General features: G+C 69.5%; 15 protein-coding genes. 5 read left to right on the top strand and 10 right to left on the bottom strand.

From position 1 onward, the window contains the following. On the top strand, positions 1–1474 hold a 1474-nt coding region (locus VKH46_17505; GenBank protein ID HKB72631.1), incomplete at its 5' end, for a glycosyltransferase family 39 protein. A gap of 66 nt (positions 1475–1540) precedes the next feature. Then, positions 1541–1780: a hypothetical protein gene (locus VKH46_17500; protein ID HKB72630.1), complete on the top strand. Its 240-nt coding sequence runs from the start codon at positions 1541–1543 to the stop codon at positions 1778–1780. A 35-nt stretch (positions 1781–1815) separates the two neighbouring features. Here VKH46_17500 and VKH46_17495 read toward each other — a convergent pair whose 3' ends face one another. After that, positions 1816–3399, bottom strand: a complete 1584-nt coding sequence (locus tag VKH46_17495) for a methylmalonyl-CoA mutase family protein (protein HKB72629.1) — start codon at positions 3397–3399, stop codon at positions 1816–1818. 57 nt (positions 3400–3456) lie between these two features. On the opposite strand from VKH46_17495, the gene VKH46_17490 reads away from it, so the two are divergent. Together VKH46_17490 and VKH46_17485 are read left to right on the top strand one after the other, a co-directional pair. Continuing rightward, complete coding sequence (locus VKH46_17490; GenBank protein ID HKB72628.1) at positions 3457–4872, top strand: DUF4388 domain-containing protein; 1416 nt, start codon at positions 3457–3459, stop codon at positions 4870–4872. Positions 4873–4901: 29 nt separating this feature from the next. After that, positions 4902–6497, top strand: a complete 1596-nt coding sequence (locus tag VKH46_17485; GenBank protein ID HKB72627.1) for a VWA domain-containing protein — start codon at positions 4902–4904, stop codon at positions 6495–6497. A 291-nt stretch (positions 6498–6788) separates the two neighbouring features. Here VKH46_17485 and VKH46_17480 read toward each other — a convergent pair whose 3' ends face one another. The 7 genes from VKH46_17480 to VKH46_17450 form a co-directional block, all read right to left on the bottom strand. Continuing rightward, the gene (locus VKH46_17480; protein HKB72626.1) at positions 6789–7625 is read right to left on the bottom strand and encodes an RNA polymerase sigma factor RpoD/SigA; all 837 of its coding nucleotides are present in this window, start codon (positions 7623–7625) and stop codon (positions 6789–6791) included. After that, complete coding sequence (locus tag VKH46_17475; protein ID HKB72625.1) at positions 7622–7987, bottom strand: MerR family transcriptional regulator; 366 nt, start codon at positions 7985–7987, stop codon at positions 7622–7624. Before VKH46_17475 ends, VKH46_17480 begins: the two co-directional genes overlap by 4 nt. After that, the gene (locus VKH46_17470) at positions 7984–8418 is read right to left on the bottom strand and encodes an Hsp20/alpha crystallin family protein (protein ID HKB72624.1); all 435 of its coding nucleotides are present in this window, start codon (positions 8416–8418) and stop codon (positions 7984–7986) included. Before VKH46_17470 ends, VKH46_17475 begins: the two co-directional genes overlap by 4 nt. Before the next feature lie 49 nt (positions 8419–8467). Further along, positions 8468–10390, bottom strand: a complete 1923-nt coding sequence (gene dnaK, locus VKH46_17465) for a molecular chaperone DnaK (GenBank protein ID HKB72623.1) — start codon at positions 10388–10390, stop codon at positions 8468–8470. Positions 10391–10482: 92 nt separating this feature from the next. Further along, on the bottom strand, positions 10483–11766 hold the full coding sequence (locus tag VKH46_17460; protein HKB72622.1) for a DUF4388 domain-containing protein: 1284 nt from the start codon (positions 11764–11766) through the stop codon (positions 10483–10485). Positions 11767–11768: 2 nt separating this feature from the next. After that, positions 11769–13682, bottom strand: a complete 1914-nt coding sequence (locus tag VKH46_17455; GenBank protein HKB72621.1) for a tetratricopeptide repeat protein — start codon at positions 13680–13682, stop codon at positions 11769–11771. Beyond that, positions 13683–14123 (bottom strand): DUF1844 domain-containing protein, encoded by a 441-nt coding sequence (locus tag VKH46_17450; GenBank protein ID HKB72620.1) that lies wholly within the window; start codon positions 14121–14123, stop codon positions 13683–13685. Positions 14124–14349: 226 nt separating this feature from the next. Here VKH46_17450 and mazG point away from each other — a divergent pair, with 226 nt between their 5' ends. After that, complete coding sequence (gene mazG / locus VKH46_17445; protein ID HKB72619.1) at positions 14350–15144, top strand: nucleoside triphosphate pyrophosphohydrolase; 795 nt, start codon at positions 14350–14352, stop codon at positions 15142–15144. A 147-nt stretch (positions 15145–15291) separates the two neighbouring features. Here the strand turns inward: mazG and VKH46_17440 are convergent, their stop codons facing one another. Together VKH46_17440 and VKH46_17435 are read right to left on the bottom strand one after the other, a co-directional pair. Beyond that, entirely contained in the window at positions 15292–16155 is an 864-nt protein-coding gene (locus VKH46_17440; protein HKB72618.1) for a divergent polysaccharide deacetylase family protein, read from the bottom strand. A 69-nt stretch (positions 16156–16224) separates the two neighbouring features. Beyond that, positions 16225–17391 carry a S41 family peptidase gene (locus tag VKH46_17435; protein ID HKB72617.1) on the bottom strand — a complete coding sequence of 389 codons (1167 nt, stop codon included), beginning with the start codon at positions 17389–17391 and terminating at the stop codon, positions 16225–16227. Positions 17392–17462 lie beyond the last annotated feature (71 nt).

The following is a 17462-nucleotide window of genomic DNA, read 5'->3' as shown; positions in this document are numbered from 1 at the left end:
AAAAAAAAAATCCGAGCTCGGCGCCGCTTACAAGGTGCTGGTCGCGCTCGTCGCCCTCTTCGCGCTGACGGTTCGTCTGCTTCGCCTCGATCATTTCTCCTTTTGGCTCGACGAGATCATGCAGGCCTCGTTCATTCGCGGGACGTGGTCGGAATGCTGGGGATCGCTCAAATTCGACGCGGTCCATCCTCCGTTGGATTACGTGATCGATCGGCTCTTTGGCCTTCTCGGTCCGACCGACGCGGCGCGACGGCTGTGTCCCGTCGTGTGGGGCACGCTCTCGATTCTCGCGATCGGGTTTCTCGTCGGGCGACGCGCCGGGCGGCGGGCGGGGCTTCTCTCCGCCGTGTTCGTCGCCGCCGCTCCGTTTCACGTTCGTTACTCACAGGAGCTGCGGCCATATTCGCTCGGTCTCCTGACCTTCCTGACGGCGCTGCTCTGTCTCGACGGCTTCCTCCGATGGGGAGGCGGACGGCGACTGGTCGTTCTCTATCTGGCATGCCTCGCCACGGCCTACTCCCTGTACATCGCCGCGATCGTGCTGGGCATCGCCGCTGCCGCCATGCTGATCGACGAAGCGAGATCGCCTGATGCGGCGCGGTCGCGGCGGGCGAGACGATTCCTCCTCTGGAGTCCCGCATTCCTCGCCCTGCTCTTCGTCGCTTACCTGCCGTGGCTTCCCGTCGTCCGCGTCGCGGCCGGACGGACGCCGGAAACCGCCGCTCCGCCCCTGTCGTGGACGCGCCTCGGCGCCCTTTTCTCGTTCTACGGATTCGCTCCGAACGAAGGCTACGCGCCAGGCGCCGGCGATCTCGCGTACGCGGCGCTGGCGGCGACCGGTGCGTTTTGCGCCCTGAGGCGCCGCGGAACCCGCTTCGTCGTCATCGGCATGGTGGGCGGGGCCTTCGTGATCGAATCGCTCGAGCACGTCCATCCGCATTTCGCCGTCTCGCGTCATTTCCTGCCGGTCGGCATCGTGATCCCGATCCTCGCGGCGATCGCCGTGGCACGCCTCGGAAACCGGAGCCTGCTGCGCATCGGCGCAACCGCGGCCGTCGTTCTCCTGGTCCTCGCCGGCGATCTTCACGGGCTGCGGTCGTATTTTCGGGACGGCCGCCCCGACTGGCGCCCGCTGGCCCGTTTCCTGAACGCCCGACCCGCCGGAGAAAGGATCATCACGGAGAATGCGTACGCGCAGGTGTGTCTGGCCTACTACGTCGAGGGACCGTATTGGCTCCGTCGCTCGCACCCCTGGACGCGGCCGCTCGACTCCGTCGCCGGCGACCCGAGGGCCATTTCGAAGTTCTGGTCACCGGGACAGGACGCGTCGCTCGTGCTCGTCCATGCCGGCTCCCAATCGCCGGCGCTGAAGGAATGGGCGCGCCCCTTCCCTTCCCTGAGGTTTCCGACCGCCGAAGGGGGCGCGATCGTCAAGCGCCTCGACCACCAGATCCGTCCGGCGGCGCTCCCCTGAGACGCTTCGTCACTCTCCCCGGGTTCGTGGGCAAGGTCTCCACGTCGGCACGGTCAAAGCTCGGTCATGGCGAGGTTTTTTCTGCTTTTCCGCCACGGTTTCGGAAAAGGCTGTGCAGAAGCTGCGGAAATCAGAGCGAAAACGCTGGTTGGCGCGGGGAACGGGGCGATTGCACACGTTCCTGTGCATCTCGGTAAACCACTGAAGAACCTCATCTTGATATTTTTCTGCCGCATGACGGGCCGTTTTTCGGGCCTCCGAACGCTGACGCTCTTTTTTTCCACATGGATGCCGTTATTTTCGTGAGATTTACATCCGCTCGATGCCCGCTCCGATCGTCCTCAGACGTGCTCGCCGTACTCGGATTTGAGCGTCGCGACGATCTCTCCGAGCGTGACGCCCACCTCGACCGAATCGAGCATCGCGGGGATCAGGTTCCGGCTCTCACGGGCGTCGGCGAGCAGAGCGGCGCGGGCCCGTTCGACCGCTTTCGGGTCCCGGCGGTCGCGAAACGCGCGCAGGCGACGCACCTGGTCCTCCTCGACCTCCCGTCCGATCGTCAGGAGCGGAGGCACGACCGATTCCTCCTCGACGAAGCGATTGACGCCCACGATCACCCGCTCTCCCGACTCGACCTGCCGCTGCGCCGCAAACGCCGCGTCCTCGATCGCCCGGGAAAAGAAGCCGTTGGCGATCGCCGCGAGCGATCCGCCGAGCGCGTCGATCTTCGCGATGAGCTCCCGCGCGCGGTCGTGGATCTCGCGCGTCCAGGATTCGACGAGGAACGACCCTCCGAGCGGATCGACGACGTCCGCGACGCCCGATTCCCAGGCGATCACCTGCTGCGTGCGGAGCGCGAGCTTGGCCGAGTCTTCCGTCGGCAGCGCGAGCGCCTCGTCGTAGGCGTTGGTGTGGAGCGACTGCGCGCCGCCGAGAACGGCCGACAGCGCCTCGAGGGTCGTCCGGACGACGTTGACCGGCGGCTGCTGCGCCGTGAGCGTCGAGCCGGCCGTCTGGGCGTGGAAGCGCAGGTAGCCGGAGCGCGGGTTCTTCGCCCCGAACCGGTCGCGCACGATCTCGGCCCACAGCGCCCGCGCGGCGCGGAATTTCGCAGCCTCCTCGAAGAAGTTCGAGTGCGCATTGAAGAAAAACGACAGGCGCGGCGCGAAGTCGTCGATCGCGAGCCCGCGCGCGAGCGCCGCCTCCACGTAAGCGATTCCGTTGGCCAGCGTGAAGGCGACTTCCTCCACGGCGGTCGCGCCCGCCTCCCGGATGTGGTACCCCGAGATCGAGATCGTGTTCCAGCGCGGCACGGAGTCGCGGCAGAACTCGAAGACGTCGGTCGCGATCTTCATCGACGGCGCGGGCGGGAACGTGTACGTGCCCCGCGCGATGAACTCCTTCAGGACGTCGTTCTGCACGGTCCCCGACAGCGCCGCCCACGAAAATCCCCGGCGGCGCGCGGCCGCGAGGTAGAGCGCCAGGAGGATCGCGGCCGTCGAGTTGATCGTCATCGAGACGGAAACGCGGTCGAGCGGGAGCCCGTCGGTCAGGATCTCCATGTCCTCGATCGTCGCGACCGCGACGCCGACCTTCCCGACCTCGCCGCGCGCGAGGGGATCGTCGGAGTCGAAACCGATCTGGGTCGGCAGGTCGAAGGCGATCGACAGCCCGGTCTGGCCTCTCTCGAGAAGGTACTTGTACCGGGCGTTGGACTCGCGGGCGCTCCCGAACCCGGCGTATTGCCGCATCGTCCAGAAGCGCCCGCGGAAGCCGTCGGCGGAGAGCCCCCGCGTGTACGGAAACTCTCCGGGCGGGAGCGCGTTCCCCCGCGCGTCCTCGGGTCCGTAGGACGCGCGGATCGGGATCCCGGAGGATGTCGCTCCGGGGATCGCGCGCGCGCTTTTCTTCCCGTCGTCCGGCATGTCCGCCGATTGTATTCCGGACGGGTGAGACGGACCCGAATGATAGAATCTCGTTCCTTGGCTAATCATCTCTCCGGCAGGATCGAGAGCTTCGACGTCGTCGATCTCATCCAGTGGCTCGAAGTGCGCCGCGCGTCCGGGCGGCTCACGCTGACGCGCGGGTCGGATCGAAAGACGATCGACTGGAAGAACGGCGACATCGTCTACGTCTCCGGCGGCAGGCCCGCGGACCGGCTGGGCCAGGCGCTTTTGCGCTCGCGCGCCGTGCCGGTCTCCTGCCTTTACTCCTCACTCGCCCGGAACCTCGCCTCGGGCACGAAGCTCACGCGCGTCCTCCTCGAGGAGGACTGGATTCCACGCGACTCGCTCGCGGAGCTCGTCGGGGCTCTGGCGGAGAAGCTCCTGAAGGACGTCCTCACCTGGACGCGCGGGCGTTTCGAGTTCGACCCCGACTACCAGACCGAGGACCTCCTCCAGATCCACCTGAAGATCAAGGGACAGGTGATCGCCTTCCACGCGGTCAAGGCCATGGACGACACGGTCCGCTTCGATCGCTCGCGCGCGGGCGACGAGCTCGACGGGGAGGGGTGGGAGCAGGAGTTCCGGCCCGAGGCCGTCGAGGACGGGTTCTGGGACGTCGTCGCGAGGAGCGGCGAGGACGACATCGGCGCGGCCAAGGGGCGGGAGCTTTTCGTCCAGTTCCGGCGGTTCGCGGCGGCCCTCCATTCGAGGCTCGCCGCGCCCGTCGCATTCTTCCCGATCTTCGACGACACGGCGCGCTTCACGGCGGAGATTCTCGCTTCCGAAGAGGCGGCGGCCGCCTCCGAGCGCCTCCTCGGTCTCGCGCAGCTCGATCCCTTCTTCGCGGTCAACCTGCTCATGCTCGCCAATGCGTTCGCCGTCGGCGGCACGCGGCGCGTCGGGACCCTCCGGGAAGCGGCCCGGCGGATCGGCGACGCCGCGTTCCGCACGCTCGCCTGCGCGCTGATCGCGCCCGATCGGACGCCGCTTCCGGCCGCGGACGCGATCCCGAGAGCGCTGCGGCGCGGCTCGCTCGCGGCGGCCGTCGCCGCCTCGCACGCGGCTCCGCGGTGGAAAGCCGGGCGCGAAGAGGCTTACGCGGCCGGGCTGCTGCACGCGGTGCCGTATGCCGATCTCCTCGAGGCGGTCGCGCGCGCGCCGCTCCCCGCCGGGCGTTTCCGGGCGGCGACCCTCGAGCATTTTCGCCCCGTCGTCGGAAGGATCCGCGCCGAGGCCTGGCGGGCGACCGCCGAGATCGCCGACGTGCTCTCCGACGCCGGCAACCCCCGGGAATCGCCGCTCCTCTCGGCCGTCCGGTTCGCGCGCGCGGCGCTCCCTCAGTGCGCGATCGGCGCCATCCCCGTGCTCGGCCGCAAACCGCCGGCGCTCGATTCCGAATCGCGCGCGGAAGTCCGCCGTCTCTTCGAGTTCCTCGGCCTCGGCCAGCCGTGACGACCTCCGCGCGGAGGCCTCCGGCGCGCTTGCCCGCCGCGATCCTCACGGCGGCCGGCCTCGCCGGGATTCCCGCGGCGCTTCCGGCGCAGGACTCCGGCTTCCGGGAGAACGTCAGCGTGCGCGTCATGGACATCGACGTCGTCGTCACCGATCCTGCCGGGCGTCCCGTTCCGGACCTGCCGCGCGACGCCTTCCAGATCCGCGTCGACCGGCGCCCCGTCGACGTCGACTATTTCGCGGCGGTGCGCGACGGCGCGGTGCAGCGTTCCGATTTCCAGAACCTCTCGCCGGACCTGGTCGTGAAGCCGGGCGAGAGGGAGAGGGCGTCCGTGGCGCGTCATTTCCTCCTCTGGATCGACGACGCGAGCCTCGCGCCTCCGCGGCGCCGGAAGGCGATCGGCGCCCTGCGCGAGTTCATCGGACGGCTCGCTCCTTCCGACGAGGCGACGATCGTCGCGGAGCGGTCCCGCCCCGAGACGCTCGTCGACTGGACATCCCGGCGCGAAGCGCTCCTCGCCGCGGTCGATGCGCTTCCCGCCTCCGGCCCGGGCGGGCTCCGGCGCGTCGAGCGCGAGCGGCAGGCGATCCGCGAGATCGAGCTCGCCGGGCGCGTCGAACGTCAGAACCGCGCGCGCCTCTACGAGGCGGAGGTCTACGCGGAGACGAAGAAGACCATCGAGGACATGACCGACTCCCTCGCGCTCCTCGGGGACAAGGCGGGCAAGAAGGTCTTCCTCGTCCTCTCCGAGGGCTTCGAGCTCCAGCCCGGCGCGGCGATCCTGGCGCTGGCCGAGCGGCACGCCGTCCCGTCGCTCTCGTTCCGGCGCGACGTGACGCCGGAGCTCCGCCGGTTCATCGACCGCGCCAACGCCCTGGAGGCGACGGTCTTCACGATCGACGCCCGAGGCCTCCTCGCGCCCCCCGCCGACGCGGGCAACGACGCGCCGCTGGCGGCACGCTCGCTCTTCGCGCGGCAGGATACCGAATCCGGTCTCCTCCGGATGGCGGAGGAGACGGGCGGCGAGGCGATCCTCCGGACCAACGACGTCGGCGCGGCGCTCGCGGCGATCTTCCGCGACGTCTCGACCTACTACTCCCTCGGCGTCGACCTCAAGAACGTCGCGCCGAACGCGTCGCATCGCGTCGAGGTCGTGGTGTCGCGGCCGGGCCTGCGCGTCCGCGCCCGCCGGACGTACACCTCCGAGGACGAAGAGAAGAGGGTCGAGGACCGGGTGCACGCCACGCTCCTGACTTCCTCCTCCTACGCCGACCTCGCCCCGGTCGTACGGATGGGCCCTTCATCCCGCGAAGGCGGGCAGACGCTCGTCACGGTGGACGTCGAAGTCCCGGCGTCCGACCTGACGTTCCTCCCCGATGCCGGGCACGCGACGGCCCGCGCCGTCTATTACTTCGCGGCGATCGACGAGAAGGGGGAAACGACGCCGGTGACCCGCACGACCCAGTCGTACACGCTGGCGCCGTCGGAAACCCGCGGCGCGCGGCCCCTGGTCGAGAGAGTGTCGCTGCGGCTCCGGCGCGGGACCTATCGCCTCGTCGTCAACGTGCTCGACCCGGAGAGCGGGAGGATGGGGACGGCGCGCGCTCCCTTGCGCGTGGACTGAGCCGACGGCCCTAGGCGCTCGCCCGCCCGACTCGATGCACCGCCGCGCCAAGGCTTCGGCTCGACACGTCGCGGCGCCCGCCGCTCCGATTCTCGCGATCAGCGATTCTCGGTTCAGAACCACCCGATGGCGCAGCGAGGCGCGAGCCCGACGGGATGCGGACTGCCGGCCGGCGGCGAAGGCGTACCGAAAAGCGTCCGTCGAGCCGCCGGCCGGCAGTACGCGCCCGTCCGGCTCGATGCATCCGCCTTCGCCAAGGCTTCGGCGCGACCCGTTGCGGCGCCGGCTCGGTCAGCCGGAGGTCTTCGCCCGCCGCCCCCCCAGCGACTCCGAGGATCGCAATTTCTCGAGCGCCTTCGTCTCGATCTGGCGCACCCGCTCGCTCGAGATCTTCAGCGCCTCCGCGATCGCCCGCAGAGTCTCCGGCTCGCGGCCGTCGAGGCCGTAGCGGCGGACGAGGACCAGGCGTTCGCGCGGGAAGAGCCCTCGGACCGCCTGCTTCAGCGCACGAAGAGTCGAGTGACGGACGGCGGCCTCCTCGGCTCCGGGAACGAGCCCGCGATGCTCCGCATCGACGGCTTCCTGCCCGGCGTCGCTGTCGAGCGACACGTCCCCTCGCAGCCGCGCGAGCAGCCAGCGCACCTGCTGGGGTGACAAACCCGATTCCCGGGCGATCTCGACTTCCGAGGGAGGACGCCGCAGCTCTCCTTCGAGCTTCTGCAGGGTCTCGTAGAGGTGCGCGAGCAGCTGCCCGGGCCGGCGCGGAAGCCGCAGCGCACCGGACTGCCGCCGGAGCGCGGTCACGATCGCGTCGCGCACGTAGAAAACGGCGTAGGAGAGGAACCGGTTGGATTGCGCCGGGTCGTACCGGCGGGCGGCTTCCATCAGGCCGAGGTTGCCCTCGTGGACGAGGTCGAGGAGGGGAAGCGCGGCGCCGCGAAACCGCGAGGCGTAGGAGACGACGAAGCGCAGGTTCGCCTCGACCAGCGACCGGAGAGCGGCGGCGTCGCCCCGGCGAATCCGCCGTCCGAGCTCCCGCTCCTCGGCAGGGTCGAGCAGCGGGAATCGCGAGATCTCCGAAAGGTATCGCGTGAGGGTCTTGCCGCCCTCGCCGCGCGCACGCGTCACGGCTTGCGGAGGGCGCCGGCGGGCAGCTTGACGAGCGCGTACCGCTCGTCCGACGGCCGGTGGCGGGCGGCCTCCTTCTTGAGGTAGTCCACGAGCCGGTCCGCGCGCTGCTGCAGGCTCTCGAGCCTTTCCTTCATGTTCAGGATGACCTCGACCCCGGCGAGATTCACCCCGAGATCGCGGGTCAGCGTGAGGATGATCTCGAGGCGCTCGATCGTCTCGACGCCGTAAAGGCGGGTATTCCCCTCGGTGCGGTCGGGCTGGATGAGCCCTTCCCGCTCGTACATCCGGAGCGTCTGCGGGTGGATCGAATAGCGGCGCGCGATCTCTCCGATCAGCACCGAGCCGTCCTTGCGCGTCACGGTTCCTCCGCCGCGGGCGTCCCCTTCTTGGGGGCGCGAATCGTCAGGATGCCGCTCGACAGCGAAGCGGAGATCCGCTCGGCGTCGATGTCGTGGGGAATCTCGAACTCGCGGTCGAAATCGCCGTACACGCGCTCCATCCGGAGGAACCGGCTCGCGGGATCGACTTCCGGACGGGTTCCGCAGAGGCGGAGCTTCCCGTCCTCCACCTCGAGCTTCACGTCGGAGAGGGAGACGCCGGGGATCTCCACCCGAAAGACGTACTCGCGCGCCGACTCGAAGGCGTCGGCCGCCGGCGCCCAGCGCGAGGCGGCCCGCTCGTCGGATCCCTCCGGAAACTCCCGGCGATAGAGCACCTCCTCGAAGAGGCGGTTCATCTTCTCCTGGATCGCCATCAGCTCCTGCATGGAATTCCAGCGGAACGTCGCCATCGCACCTCGCGCGGGGAAAAAAAACGGGGCCCGCAGGCCCCGTCCGGTTTCAGCGCTTGCCGCCCTCGCTGTCGACGTACTCGGCGTCGATCACCTGGTCCTCGTCACCCTGCGCACGGGGGCGCTCCTCGCCTCCGCCGGGCGCGGCGCCCGGAGGCGGCGTCGGACCCTGCGAGGCGCTCTTGTACATCTCTTCCGCGAGCTTGTGGGACGCGCGCTCGAGGTTCGCCTTCGCCTGCTTCATGCGCTCGCCGTCGCCCGATTCGAGCGCCGCGCGCGCCGCCGCGATCTCGTCGTCGAGGTTCTTCGCATCGGCGTCGGAGAGCTTCGCCCGATTCTCGGAGAGGGTCTTTTCGGTCGAGTAGACGAGCGAGTCGAGATGGTTGCGGGTCTCGATCTCCTCGCGCCGCCGCTTGTCGTCCTCGGCGTGGGACTGCGCGTCCTTGACCATCTTGTCGATGTCGTCCTTCGCGAGGCCGGACGACGCCGTGATCGTGATCTTCTGCTCCTTGCCGGTCCCGAGGTCCTTGGCCGAGACGTTCAGGATGCCGTTGGCGTCGATGTCGAACGTCACCTCGATCTGCGGGACGCCGCGCGGCGCGGAGGGGATCCCGATCAGGTGGAAGACTCCCAGGAGCTTGTTGTCGCGCGCCATCTCGCGCTCCCCCTGCAGGACCTTGATCTCGACGGAGGTCTGGTTGTCCGAGGCCGTCGAGAACGTCTCGCTCTTGCGCGTCGGGATCGTCGTGTTGCGCTCGATCAGCTTCGTGCTCACGCCTCCGAGGGTCTCGATGCCGAGCGAGAGCGGCGTCACGTCGAGGAGCAGCACGTCCTTGACGTCGCCCCCGAGCACGCCTCCCTGGACCGCCGCGCCGACGGCCACGACCTCGTCCGGGTTGACCCCCTTGTGAGGCTCCTTCCCGAAGAGCTCCTTGACGACCTGCTGGATCCTCGGCATGCGCGTCTGGCCGCCGACGAGCACGACCTCGTCGATGTCCTTGGGCTCGAGTCCGGCGTCCTTCAGCGCCTGGCGGCAGGGGCCGACGCTCCGCTGGACGAGCTCCTCGACGAGCTGCTCGAGCTTCGAGCGGGAGAGCCGCATCTGCAGGTGCTTCGGCCCGGTCGCGTCCGCCGTGATGAACGGGAGGTTCAGGTCGGTCTCCATCGTCGAGGAGAGCTCGATCTTCGCCTTCTCGGCCGCTTCCTTGAGCCGCTGCATCGCCATCGGGTCCTGCGACAGGTCGATCCCCTGGTCCTTCTTGAACTCCTGGAGGATCCAGTCGATGATCTTCTGGTCGATGTTGTCGCCGCCGAGGTGCGTGTCGCCGTTGGTCGACTTGACCTCCACGACCCCCTCGCCCACTTCCAGGATCGAGATGTCGAACGTGCCGCCGCCGAAGTCGTACACGGCGATCGTCTCGCCCTTCTTCTTGTCGAGGCCGTACGCGAGCGCCGCGGCCGTCGGCTCGTTGACGAGCCGCTCGACGGTGAGCCCCGCGATCTGTCCGGCGTCTTTCGTGGCCTGCCGCTGCGAGTCGTTGAAGTACGCCGGCACCGTGATCACCGCGCGGGTGACCTTCTCGCCCAGATGCGCCTCCGCGGCTTCCTTCAGCTTCTGCAGGATCATCGCGGAGATCTCGGGAGGCGAGTACTTCTTCCCCCCCGCGTCGATCCGAACGTCCCCGTTGTCGGCCTTTTCGACCTTGTAAGGGACCATCTTCATCTCTTCGCTGACTTCCGAGAACTTCCGCCCCATGAACCTCTTGATCGAGAAGATCGTGTTGGCGGGATTCGTGACGGCCTGCCGTTTGGCGACCTGCCCGACGAGCCGCTCGCCCGTTTTCGAGAACGAGACGATCGACGGGGTCGTGCGGTTTCCTTCCGCGTTGGCGATCACGACCGGATCGCCGCCTTCCATCACGGCCACCACCGAGTTCGTGGTGCCGAGGTCAATTCCGATGATTTTGGCCATGAGACTGCGCCCTCCTTCTGGTCACGGGCGCATTTTAGGACATGAGCCTCTTCATGTCAAGTATAAATCGACAGGACCTAAGCATCCCATGCTCAATTCACCACGTCGATCTTGACCGGCTTTCTCCTGGCTTCGGCTTTCCTGTGCCTTTCGGTGATCATGGCCTGTCGAGCGACGGGATCGAGCGTCCGGCTCAGGCTCAGGCTGGGATCGAGCTTGCCGTCGAGCGTCTTTCCGTAGAGGTCGTACTTGTTGTCGTTGACCCGGAGGATGTACCGGTATCCCGCCGTCCCCGCCTCGATCGGAACGGCTCCCTCCACGACCGCGGCGGACGCGAGCTCTGCGAGTGTGGCGGGATAGAAACCCTCGTTCAAGTAGAAGACCTCGAGCCCGCGGTCGAGCCGCTGGAGCCAGGCGACGCTGATCGAGTTCTCGACGGGCGCCAGGTAGCTCCCCCGCGCCCCGCTCAACACGAAGTTCAAGGAATTGCGCGGCAGGAACACGACCGACAAGAGGAGCAGCGCGGCCAGGACCCCCCAGAGGACGAGCGCCGCCGGAGTGTTCGGCGGAATGACCTCTTTCGCGGGCTCGGGCGGGGGCGACGAAGCGGGAGGAGGAACCGCCTTCTCCGGCTCGGCCTCGACGATCAGGTGCCGCGCGAGCATCCGGTCGAGAGCCTTGACGACGTCGAAATCGGAGAGGAACGTCGCCTCGGTGATCTCCGTGACGGTTCGCTTGCCGTCGATCAGCTTCCAGACGATCGCTTCCTCGGGCGGCACGGCCAGCGTCCCCGGCGGCTTCTCGTCCTCTTCGGAGACGATCTCGAGCTTCTCGGTCCCCGGCGCCCGGCGAAAGACGATGTCGAGCGAGGGGATCCGACTCTGGATGAGCGGCCATTCGTCGCTCATCCGCGCCGCTTCCATGAGGATGTTCTCGGTGGCGACGGGGGTGAAGTGGTCGACCTCGTACTCGACCGACTTCTCCTGGGAAAAGTAGTACCGTCCGTCTTTCCACCGAAAGAGGCGGTAGATGAGATTCAGGATCTGGGTGCGGAGCGCCGCCTGGAGGTCCCCCGGCGACACGAGCCCGCGGTTGATCAGCACGAATCCGATCCGTTGCTCGAGCCGTTTCTGCTCCTCGAGGACCTCGTTCAGGACCGCGGGCGTGAGCTTGCCGGCCCGCACCAGGAGGTTCCCGAGACGGTTCTCGAACCGGCGCTTCAGCGAATCCGCGGCGACGACCTTCCCGTCGAGGAACGAGACCGAGACCGTGTCCTCCTCTCCCTCGACGCTGAGGACGCCGGTCTTCCTCTGGAAGCTGATCAGCTGGAGGATCTCGCCCAGCGAGAAGTCCCGGAGAGTGCCGCGCAGCGCCATCGTCAGCTCCGCACGAATCCGAGGTTCGCCCCCACCCACACGCCGAAGGCGAGGACGGTCGCGGCGATCTCGCGCACCGGGAAATACGTCGCCGTCGGGAGCGACCGCACCGGGTAGATCCGGCCGCCGACCAAGGCGACCAGCACGAAGAAGAAGAAGCCGAACAGGATCAGGAGGCCGGTCGCGGGCCGTCCCTCCGAGATCCGGCGCGCGCCCGGGAAGACGACCGACAGCCAGCGCGCTTCCCGCTGGCGCTGCCGGACGTTGCGGCGCGCCTCCTCGGACTGCGCCACTTGCGACGCGATGTCCGCGGCGGCCTTGCTCGACAGGAGCCGGTCGCACGGAGCGCAGTACAGCGCAGCGCTTCCGGGAACCTTGCAACGGCGGCAGAACGCGGCTCCGCAGCGGGCGCATTCGCGGGCGCCCCAGCGGCGGTAACGGACGACCGCCCCCAGGACGAGCCCGACCAGGAGCGCGAGCCAGGGTCCGATCGACGTCGGCACGAAGAAGAGGTCCGCGGGCGCATACGCGTGGCCGAGCCCCGGAAGAGACTGGCTCTTGACCTCGCGCGTCCAGCGCCGGGAGCGGCGTTCCGCCTCCTCGATCGAATAGTCGAGCGAAAGCACGCGCGCGAGCGTCGGAGACTCGATCCACCGGTCGACCTCGCGCGGCGAGAGGCGCCGGGCGTTGGCGAGCGATTCCCTCTGCTGGTCGAAGAGGTACGCGTCGCCCTGCGCCAGCGAGAGGTTGTACCAGGCCAGCGCCGAGCGCGGGCGCACCTGGATCGCGTCCCGATAGTCCGCCATCGCCTCGCCGAGATCCCCCTGCCAGAAATGGATGTTGCCGCTCCCGATCATCGCGCGGAACGACTTCGGATCGCCCTTCAGGGCCCGGGCGTAGTCGGCCGCGGCCTCGTCGTAGTCGTCGCGCCGCTGCGCGAAACGTCCGAGGAGGAACCACACGTCGGGATCCTCGGAGAACACCTCCGACGCCCGCCGCAGCAGGTCGACGGATCCCCCCTCTTCCTTCTTCTCCTCGAGGTCGACCGCCGCCGAGACGAGCGGCGAGCGCGCGATCAGATTCCGATCCGCGATCTCCTTGGTGAGGGGACCGAGAAAACCGACCACGAGCAGCGCCGCCCCGAGGACGATCCGCTCGCGCGTCCCGGCGTGGATGCAGACGAGGACGGACCAGTAGAGGAGGAGCCAGAACGGCCCGAACGAAAGCCACAACGGCAGCCCCAGGAGCACGAGCGCGGCCGCGATCGTGCCGCGCCGCCCGAACGCCGGCTGCGCGCGCTCCCGGATCGAGTGGTACAGCCGCCGCGAGTGCCGGAGCATGAGCGCGAGGACCAGCCCCGCGGCGGCGAGAGCGAACGACGCGCCGATCAGCAAAGCCGCGTTCGAGACGAACTCCCGCCGCGACTCCTCCGCCTCGAAGAGCGCGTTGACGGCCTCACCGAGCGCGATCGCGGAGTCCGCGTATTGCCGGCGGCCCCACGCGAGCCGCGCCTTCTCCCAGCGCGGGTCGACGAGTTCGGGGTCGAGCTGGATCGCCGTCTCGAGGGCGAGGTCCGCCCGCTGCGCCTTCCCCTGCCGGTCGGCGAGCCGCGCCTGGTAGAGCGCCGCGCGCGAGAAGTCGGACAGACGAGAGATCCCGACCCGGCTCGCGGTGCGCAGCAGGTCGGCGCTCGCGAGCCGCGCGGAGGCATAGTCGTCCTCGTTCAACGCCGACAGGAACTCGAACCAGCGCCCGCGAAGCCCGGACCGGGTGGCGGGCGGGGGGAGCGGGGACACGCGGTCGCCGGAGGAGGCGGCGTCGTCCGGAGCGCCGGAGTCCGCCGGCGCGACCGTCTGCGCCCGGGCGGCGAGCGCGATCGACAGCAGGAAGACGATTCCCGCGGCGAATGTTCGCATTCAGCGCGTCGGCGGTGTCGCGACTCCGCTCGCCTCCACGTAGGCCATCCTCAGCTCGTAGAGGGCGCGAGTCAGGAGATCCTGTTCGGCGAAGGTGAGATTGTTACGGGTCTTGCGCTCGAGGAGCCCGAGCCATTCGACCATCCGGCGGGCCCCCGGGAGGTCCCGCGCGGCGCCCGCCCCCGGCTCCGAAAGGAGACCCATCGCCGAATACGCGCTCGTCGCGAGCGACCGTACGAGGTCGACGAAGTCCGGGTCGGCGCCCCCGGGCGCGGCCGGCTCGGGCTCCGGCACGGGCTCCGGCTCCTTCTTTTCCGGCGGCGGCGCGGCCGCCGCCGGCTCCGGCGCATCCTCGAGATCGCGGTACTCGGGCTTGAGCTCGCCGTCCGGAGTGAACATCCGGAAATCGGAGACTTTGATCGGCTTCTCTTCTTCCGCCACGGGGCACCTCGGTGGGCCGGAAGATAGCACCGGTTTCCGGCGCGCGGCAACCCGCCTCCGCTCGCTACGCGAGCTACGGCGCGGCTCTGCCCGCCACTTCCCGCCTTCGCTACGCGAGCTACGGCGCGGCTGTGCCCGCACGGTTACTCGCCCACGCGAGCTACGGCGCGGCTTCGCCCGCCTTCGTTGCCGGGAGGCGGACGACGGATACGATTAGACTCCCGCCATGGGCGACGCTCTCTCCCGGCTCGAGGCGCTCGTCGGGCGCCTTCGCCGCGAGTGCCCGTGGGACAAAGAACAGACGTTCGCGTCGATTTCCACCTACATCCTGGAGGAGACGCACGAGCTGCTCGAGACGCTCGACCACGGCGACGGACGCGAGCTTGCCGGCGAGCTGGGCGACCTCCTCTTCCAGATCTTCTTCGTCTCCCGCCTCGCGGAGGAACGCGGCTGGTTCTCGATCGAGGACGTCGCGGCGGCGATCGAATCGAAGATGATCGCCCGGCACCCCCACGTCTTCGGCGCCGAGAAGGCCCGGGACGCCGAATCGGTCAAGGCGAACTGGGAACGGAGGAAGCGGCTCTCCGGAGAGCGGCCCGACGATCCCCTCGAGGGGATCCCCGCGACCCTCCCGTCGCTCTCGGTCGCGCTCCGGATGAGCGAGCGCGCCGCCGGCCTCGGTTTCGACTGGGAGAGAAACGCCGATCTCCTCGCGAAAGTCGAGGAGGAGATCGGCGAGGCGCGCGCGGCCCAGGCGGACGGCGACCGCGCGGCCACGGAGGAGGAGCTCGGAGACCTGTTGTTCGCCGTCGCGAACTGGGCCCGCCGGTCCGACCTCGATCCGGAACGCGCGCTGAGGCTCGCCAACGCGAAGTTCCGCCGCCGCTTCCGCTCCGTCGCCGAACGCGCGCGGCGCGAAGGCAAGGACGTGGGCGCGTGCGGCGCGGCGGAGCTCGACCGGTGGTGGAACGCCGTGAAGGCCGAGGAGCGCGAAGCGGAACCGGAAAAGCCCCGCCTCTGAGACCAGCCGGATCCTCCCCGCCGCTGACCGGAGCCGCCGCAAGGCCGCGAATCTCCGAAGTGACGGCCAGGCGCGCGCAGACCTGCCGGAAGCCGGTCCCGCGGGCCTGCCGGACCCGTTGAACGGAGCGGATGGCCGCGCCGGAACCTATCGGGAAAACAGGTCCGAGACGCGCACGAGCCGAATCCCCTTGCCGCGAAGCTCCGGGAGCGCGCGCTCGAGGACGGCGAGCGTGGCGGGATGCGGGTGGCCGATCGCGATCGCGGCGCCCTCGGCGCGCGCGTCTTCGACGGCGCGGTCGAGCTGGCGCCGGATCGCGGACTCCTCGGCCACGTCGTCGAGGAAGACCGAGCGCGACCGGCAGGGAACGCCCAGCCGCCCGGCCTCCTCGGCCGCGACGGTGAACGCCGTGGTCCGGCTGTCGAGGAAGTAGAGGCCGCGCTTCTTCAGGACCGAGAGGACGGCGTCCATCGTCGGACGGTCGGCCGACGCGCGGGAGCCCATGTGGTTGTTCACCCCGTCGGCTCCCGGGACGTCGGCGAGGTCGGCCGTCAGGACCTGAGTGATGTCGCCGGCCGTCATACCGACCTTCACGAGGCCGGGGCCGGGCCGCGCGGAACGGTCGAGCGGTTCCATCGGAAGATGCAGGAGCACTTCCTTCCCCGCCGATCGCAGCGTCTGCGCCGATTCGCGGCTCCGCGGCAGACCCGGGAGCACGGCTCCGGTGATCGCCGCCGGGAGAGCCGCGACTCGGGCGAGCGCCGCGTCGTCGTTGCCGAGGTCGTCGACGACGATCGCCAGACGCGGCGCCGGGGAGGGGTCCGCCGCCAGGACGATCCCCTCCTCGCGCGGAGCCGGATGGGCGGAGCGCCGTTGTGCGGCTCGGGGCGGCGCGACGGCGGCCGCCGCCCTGCCGGCGCGGACGGCCGGCGCCTCCAAAGCCGCGCGGGGACGCATCCACAGGACCGCCGCGCCGAATCCGGCGGCGAAGAGCAGGAGCGCGAGGAGCAACCGGGCAACGCCTCCCCGGGTGCGCGGCCCCGCGCGGCGGCCGGGACGAGACGGCGAAGGAATCGGACGCTACGCCGCCGCTTTCGCGGGAGCGCCGTGGGCGATCTCGAGCGCCTTTTTCAGGATCGCGTCGTCGGAAGCGCCGGAGTCGCCCGGGAAGAGATCGACGCGCGCGGTGGGCTTGAGCGCCTTACCCGTCAGCTCCGTGCCGGAGGGCGAGACGTACTCGCCGACGGTCAGGTAGAGCGCGCCGCCGGAGCTCATCGGGAGCAGCCGCTGGACGATGCCCATCCCCGCCGTCGGCTCTCCGACGAGCTCGGCAGCCGCTCGATCGTGGAGGGCGCCCGCGAACACCTCGGGCGCGCCCCCGGTGCCGCCGTCGATCAGCACGATCGTCTTTCCGTTCCAGACGCGGGACCCGACGGTCGCGTAGTCCCGGCCCGGGATCTTCTTCCCCGAGAGCTTCACGACCTCGCCCGGCGGCACGAAGAGCGACGCGGTGCGGACCGCCTCGTCGACGTCGCCGCCGGCGGAATCCCGAACGTCGACGATCACCGGGGGGCCGCCGGCGGTCTGGGCGCGGAGCGCTTTCTCGACCGCGGCCGACGTTCCGGGCGCGAAATACGGGATCCGGATCACCGAAACGCCGTCCTGGGCCCTCTGCGACACCGTGGCCGGGGTGTAGCGCTGCCGCGTGAGCCGGACGGTGACCTCTTTCTCGTCGCCGCCGCGCAGGACCTTGAGCGGGACCGCCGAACCCTCCGGACCGGCGATCGCCGACTCGATCTCCCACAGGGCCTGGTTGCGGGTCGAGGCGCCGTCGATCGCGAGGACCACGTCGCCCGACTTGATTCCCGCGGCGTCGGCCGGCGAGCCCGGGACGGGCGCCACGACGTACGCGAACCCGCCGCGGCGGCCGAGCACGAGCCCCGAATCGAGCGGCCGGGAGGCCTCGAACGCCCGATACTTCGCCATCCGGTCGCCGGGAACGTAGTAGGAGTAGGGATCGATCGCGTCGGTGACGCCGTCATACGCGCCGGCGAGCAGCGTCGAGACGTCGACCGGCTCGACGTAGTTGCTGCGGGTGAGATTCAGGACCTCGGTGAAGATCGCCAGGGGCTTCAAGACCGGGTCGCGCCCGGGAGGAGCGAGGACCGGCCCCTTCAACGCCGTCAGCAGCACCAGGCCGGCCAGCGACGCGAGCACGAACGCGAGCCGGGAGCGGTTCGACTTCATCGCGGAAATTCTACCATCGGCACCGTCATGCGGCTTTCAACAGATCTCCGCTCGGCTTTGTTCCGGTGGCG

It is taken from the genome of Thermoanaerobaculia bacterium, from assembly GCA_035260525.1.
Taxonomy (GTDB): Bacteria; Acidobacteriota; Thermoanaerobaculia; order UBA5066; family DATFVB01; genus DATFVB01.
Note: the sequence above shows the minus strand (reverse complement) of the source record. Positions and strands in the feature narration are given on the sequence as shown.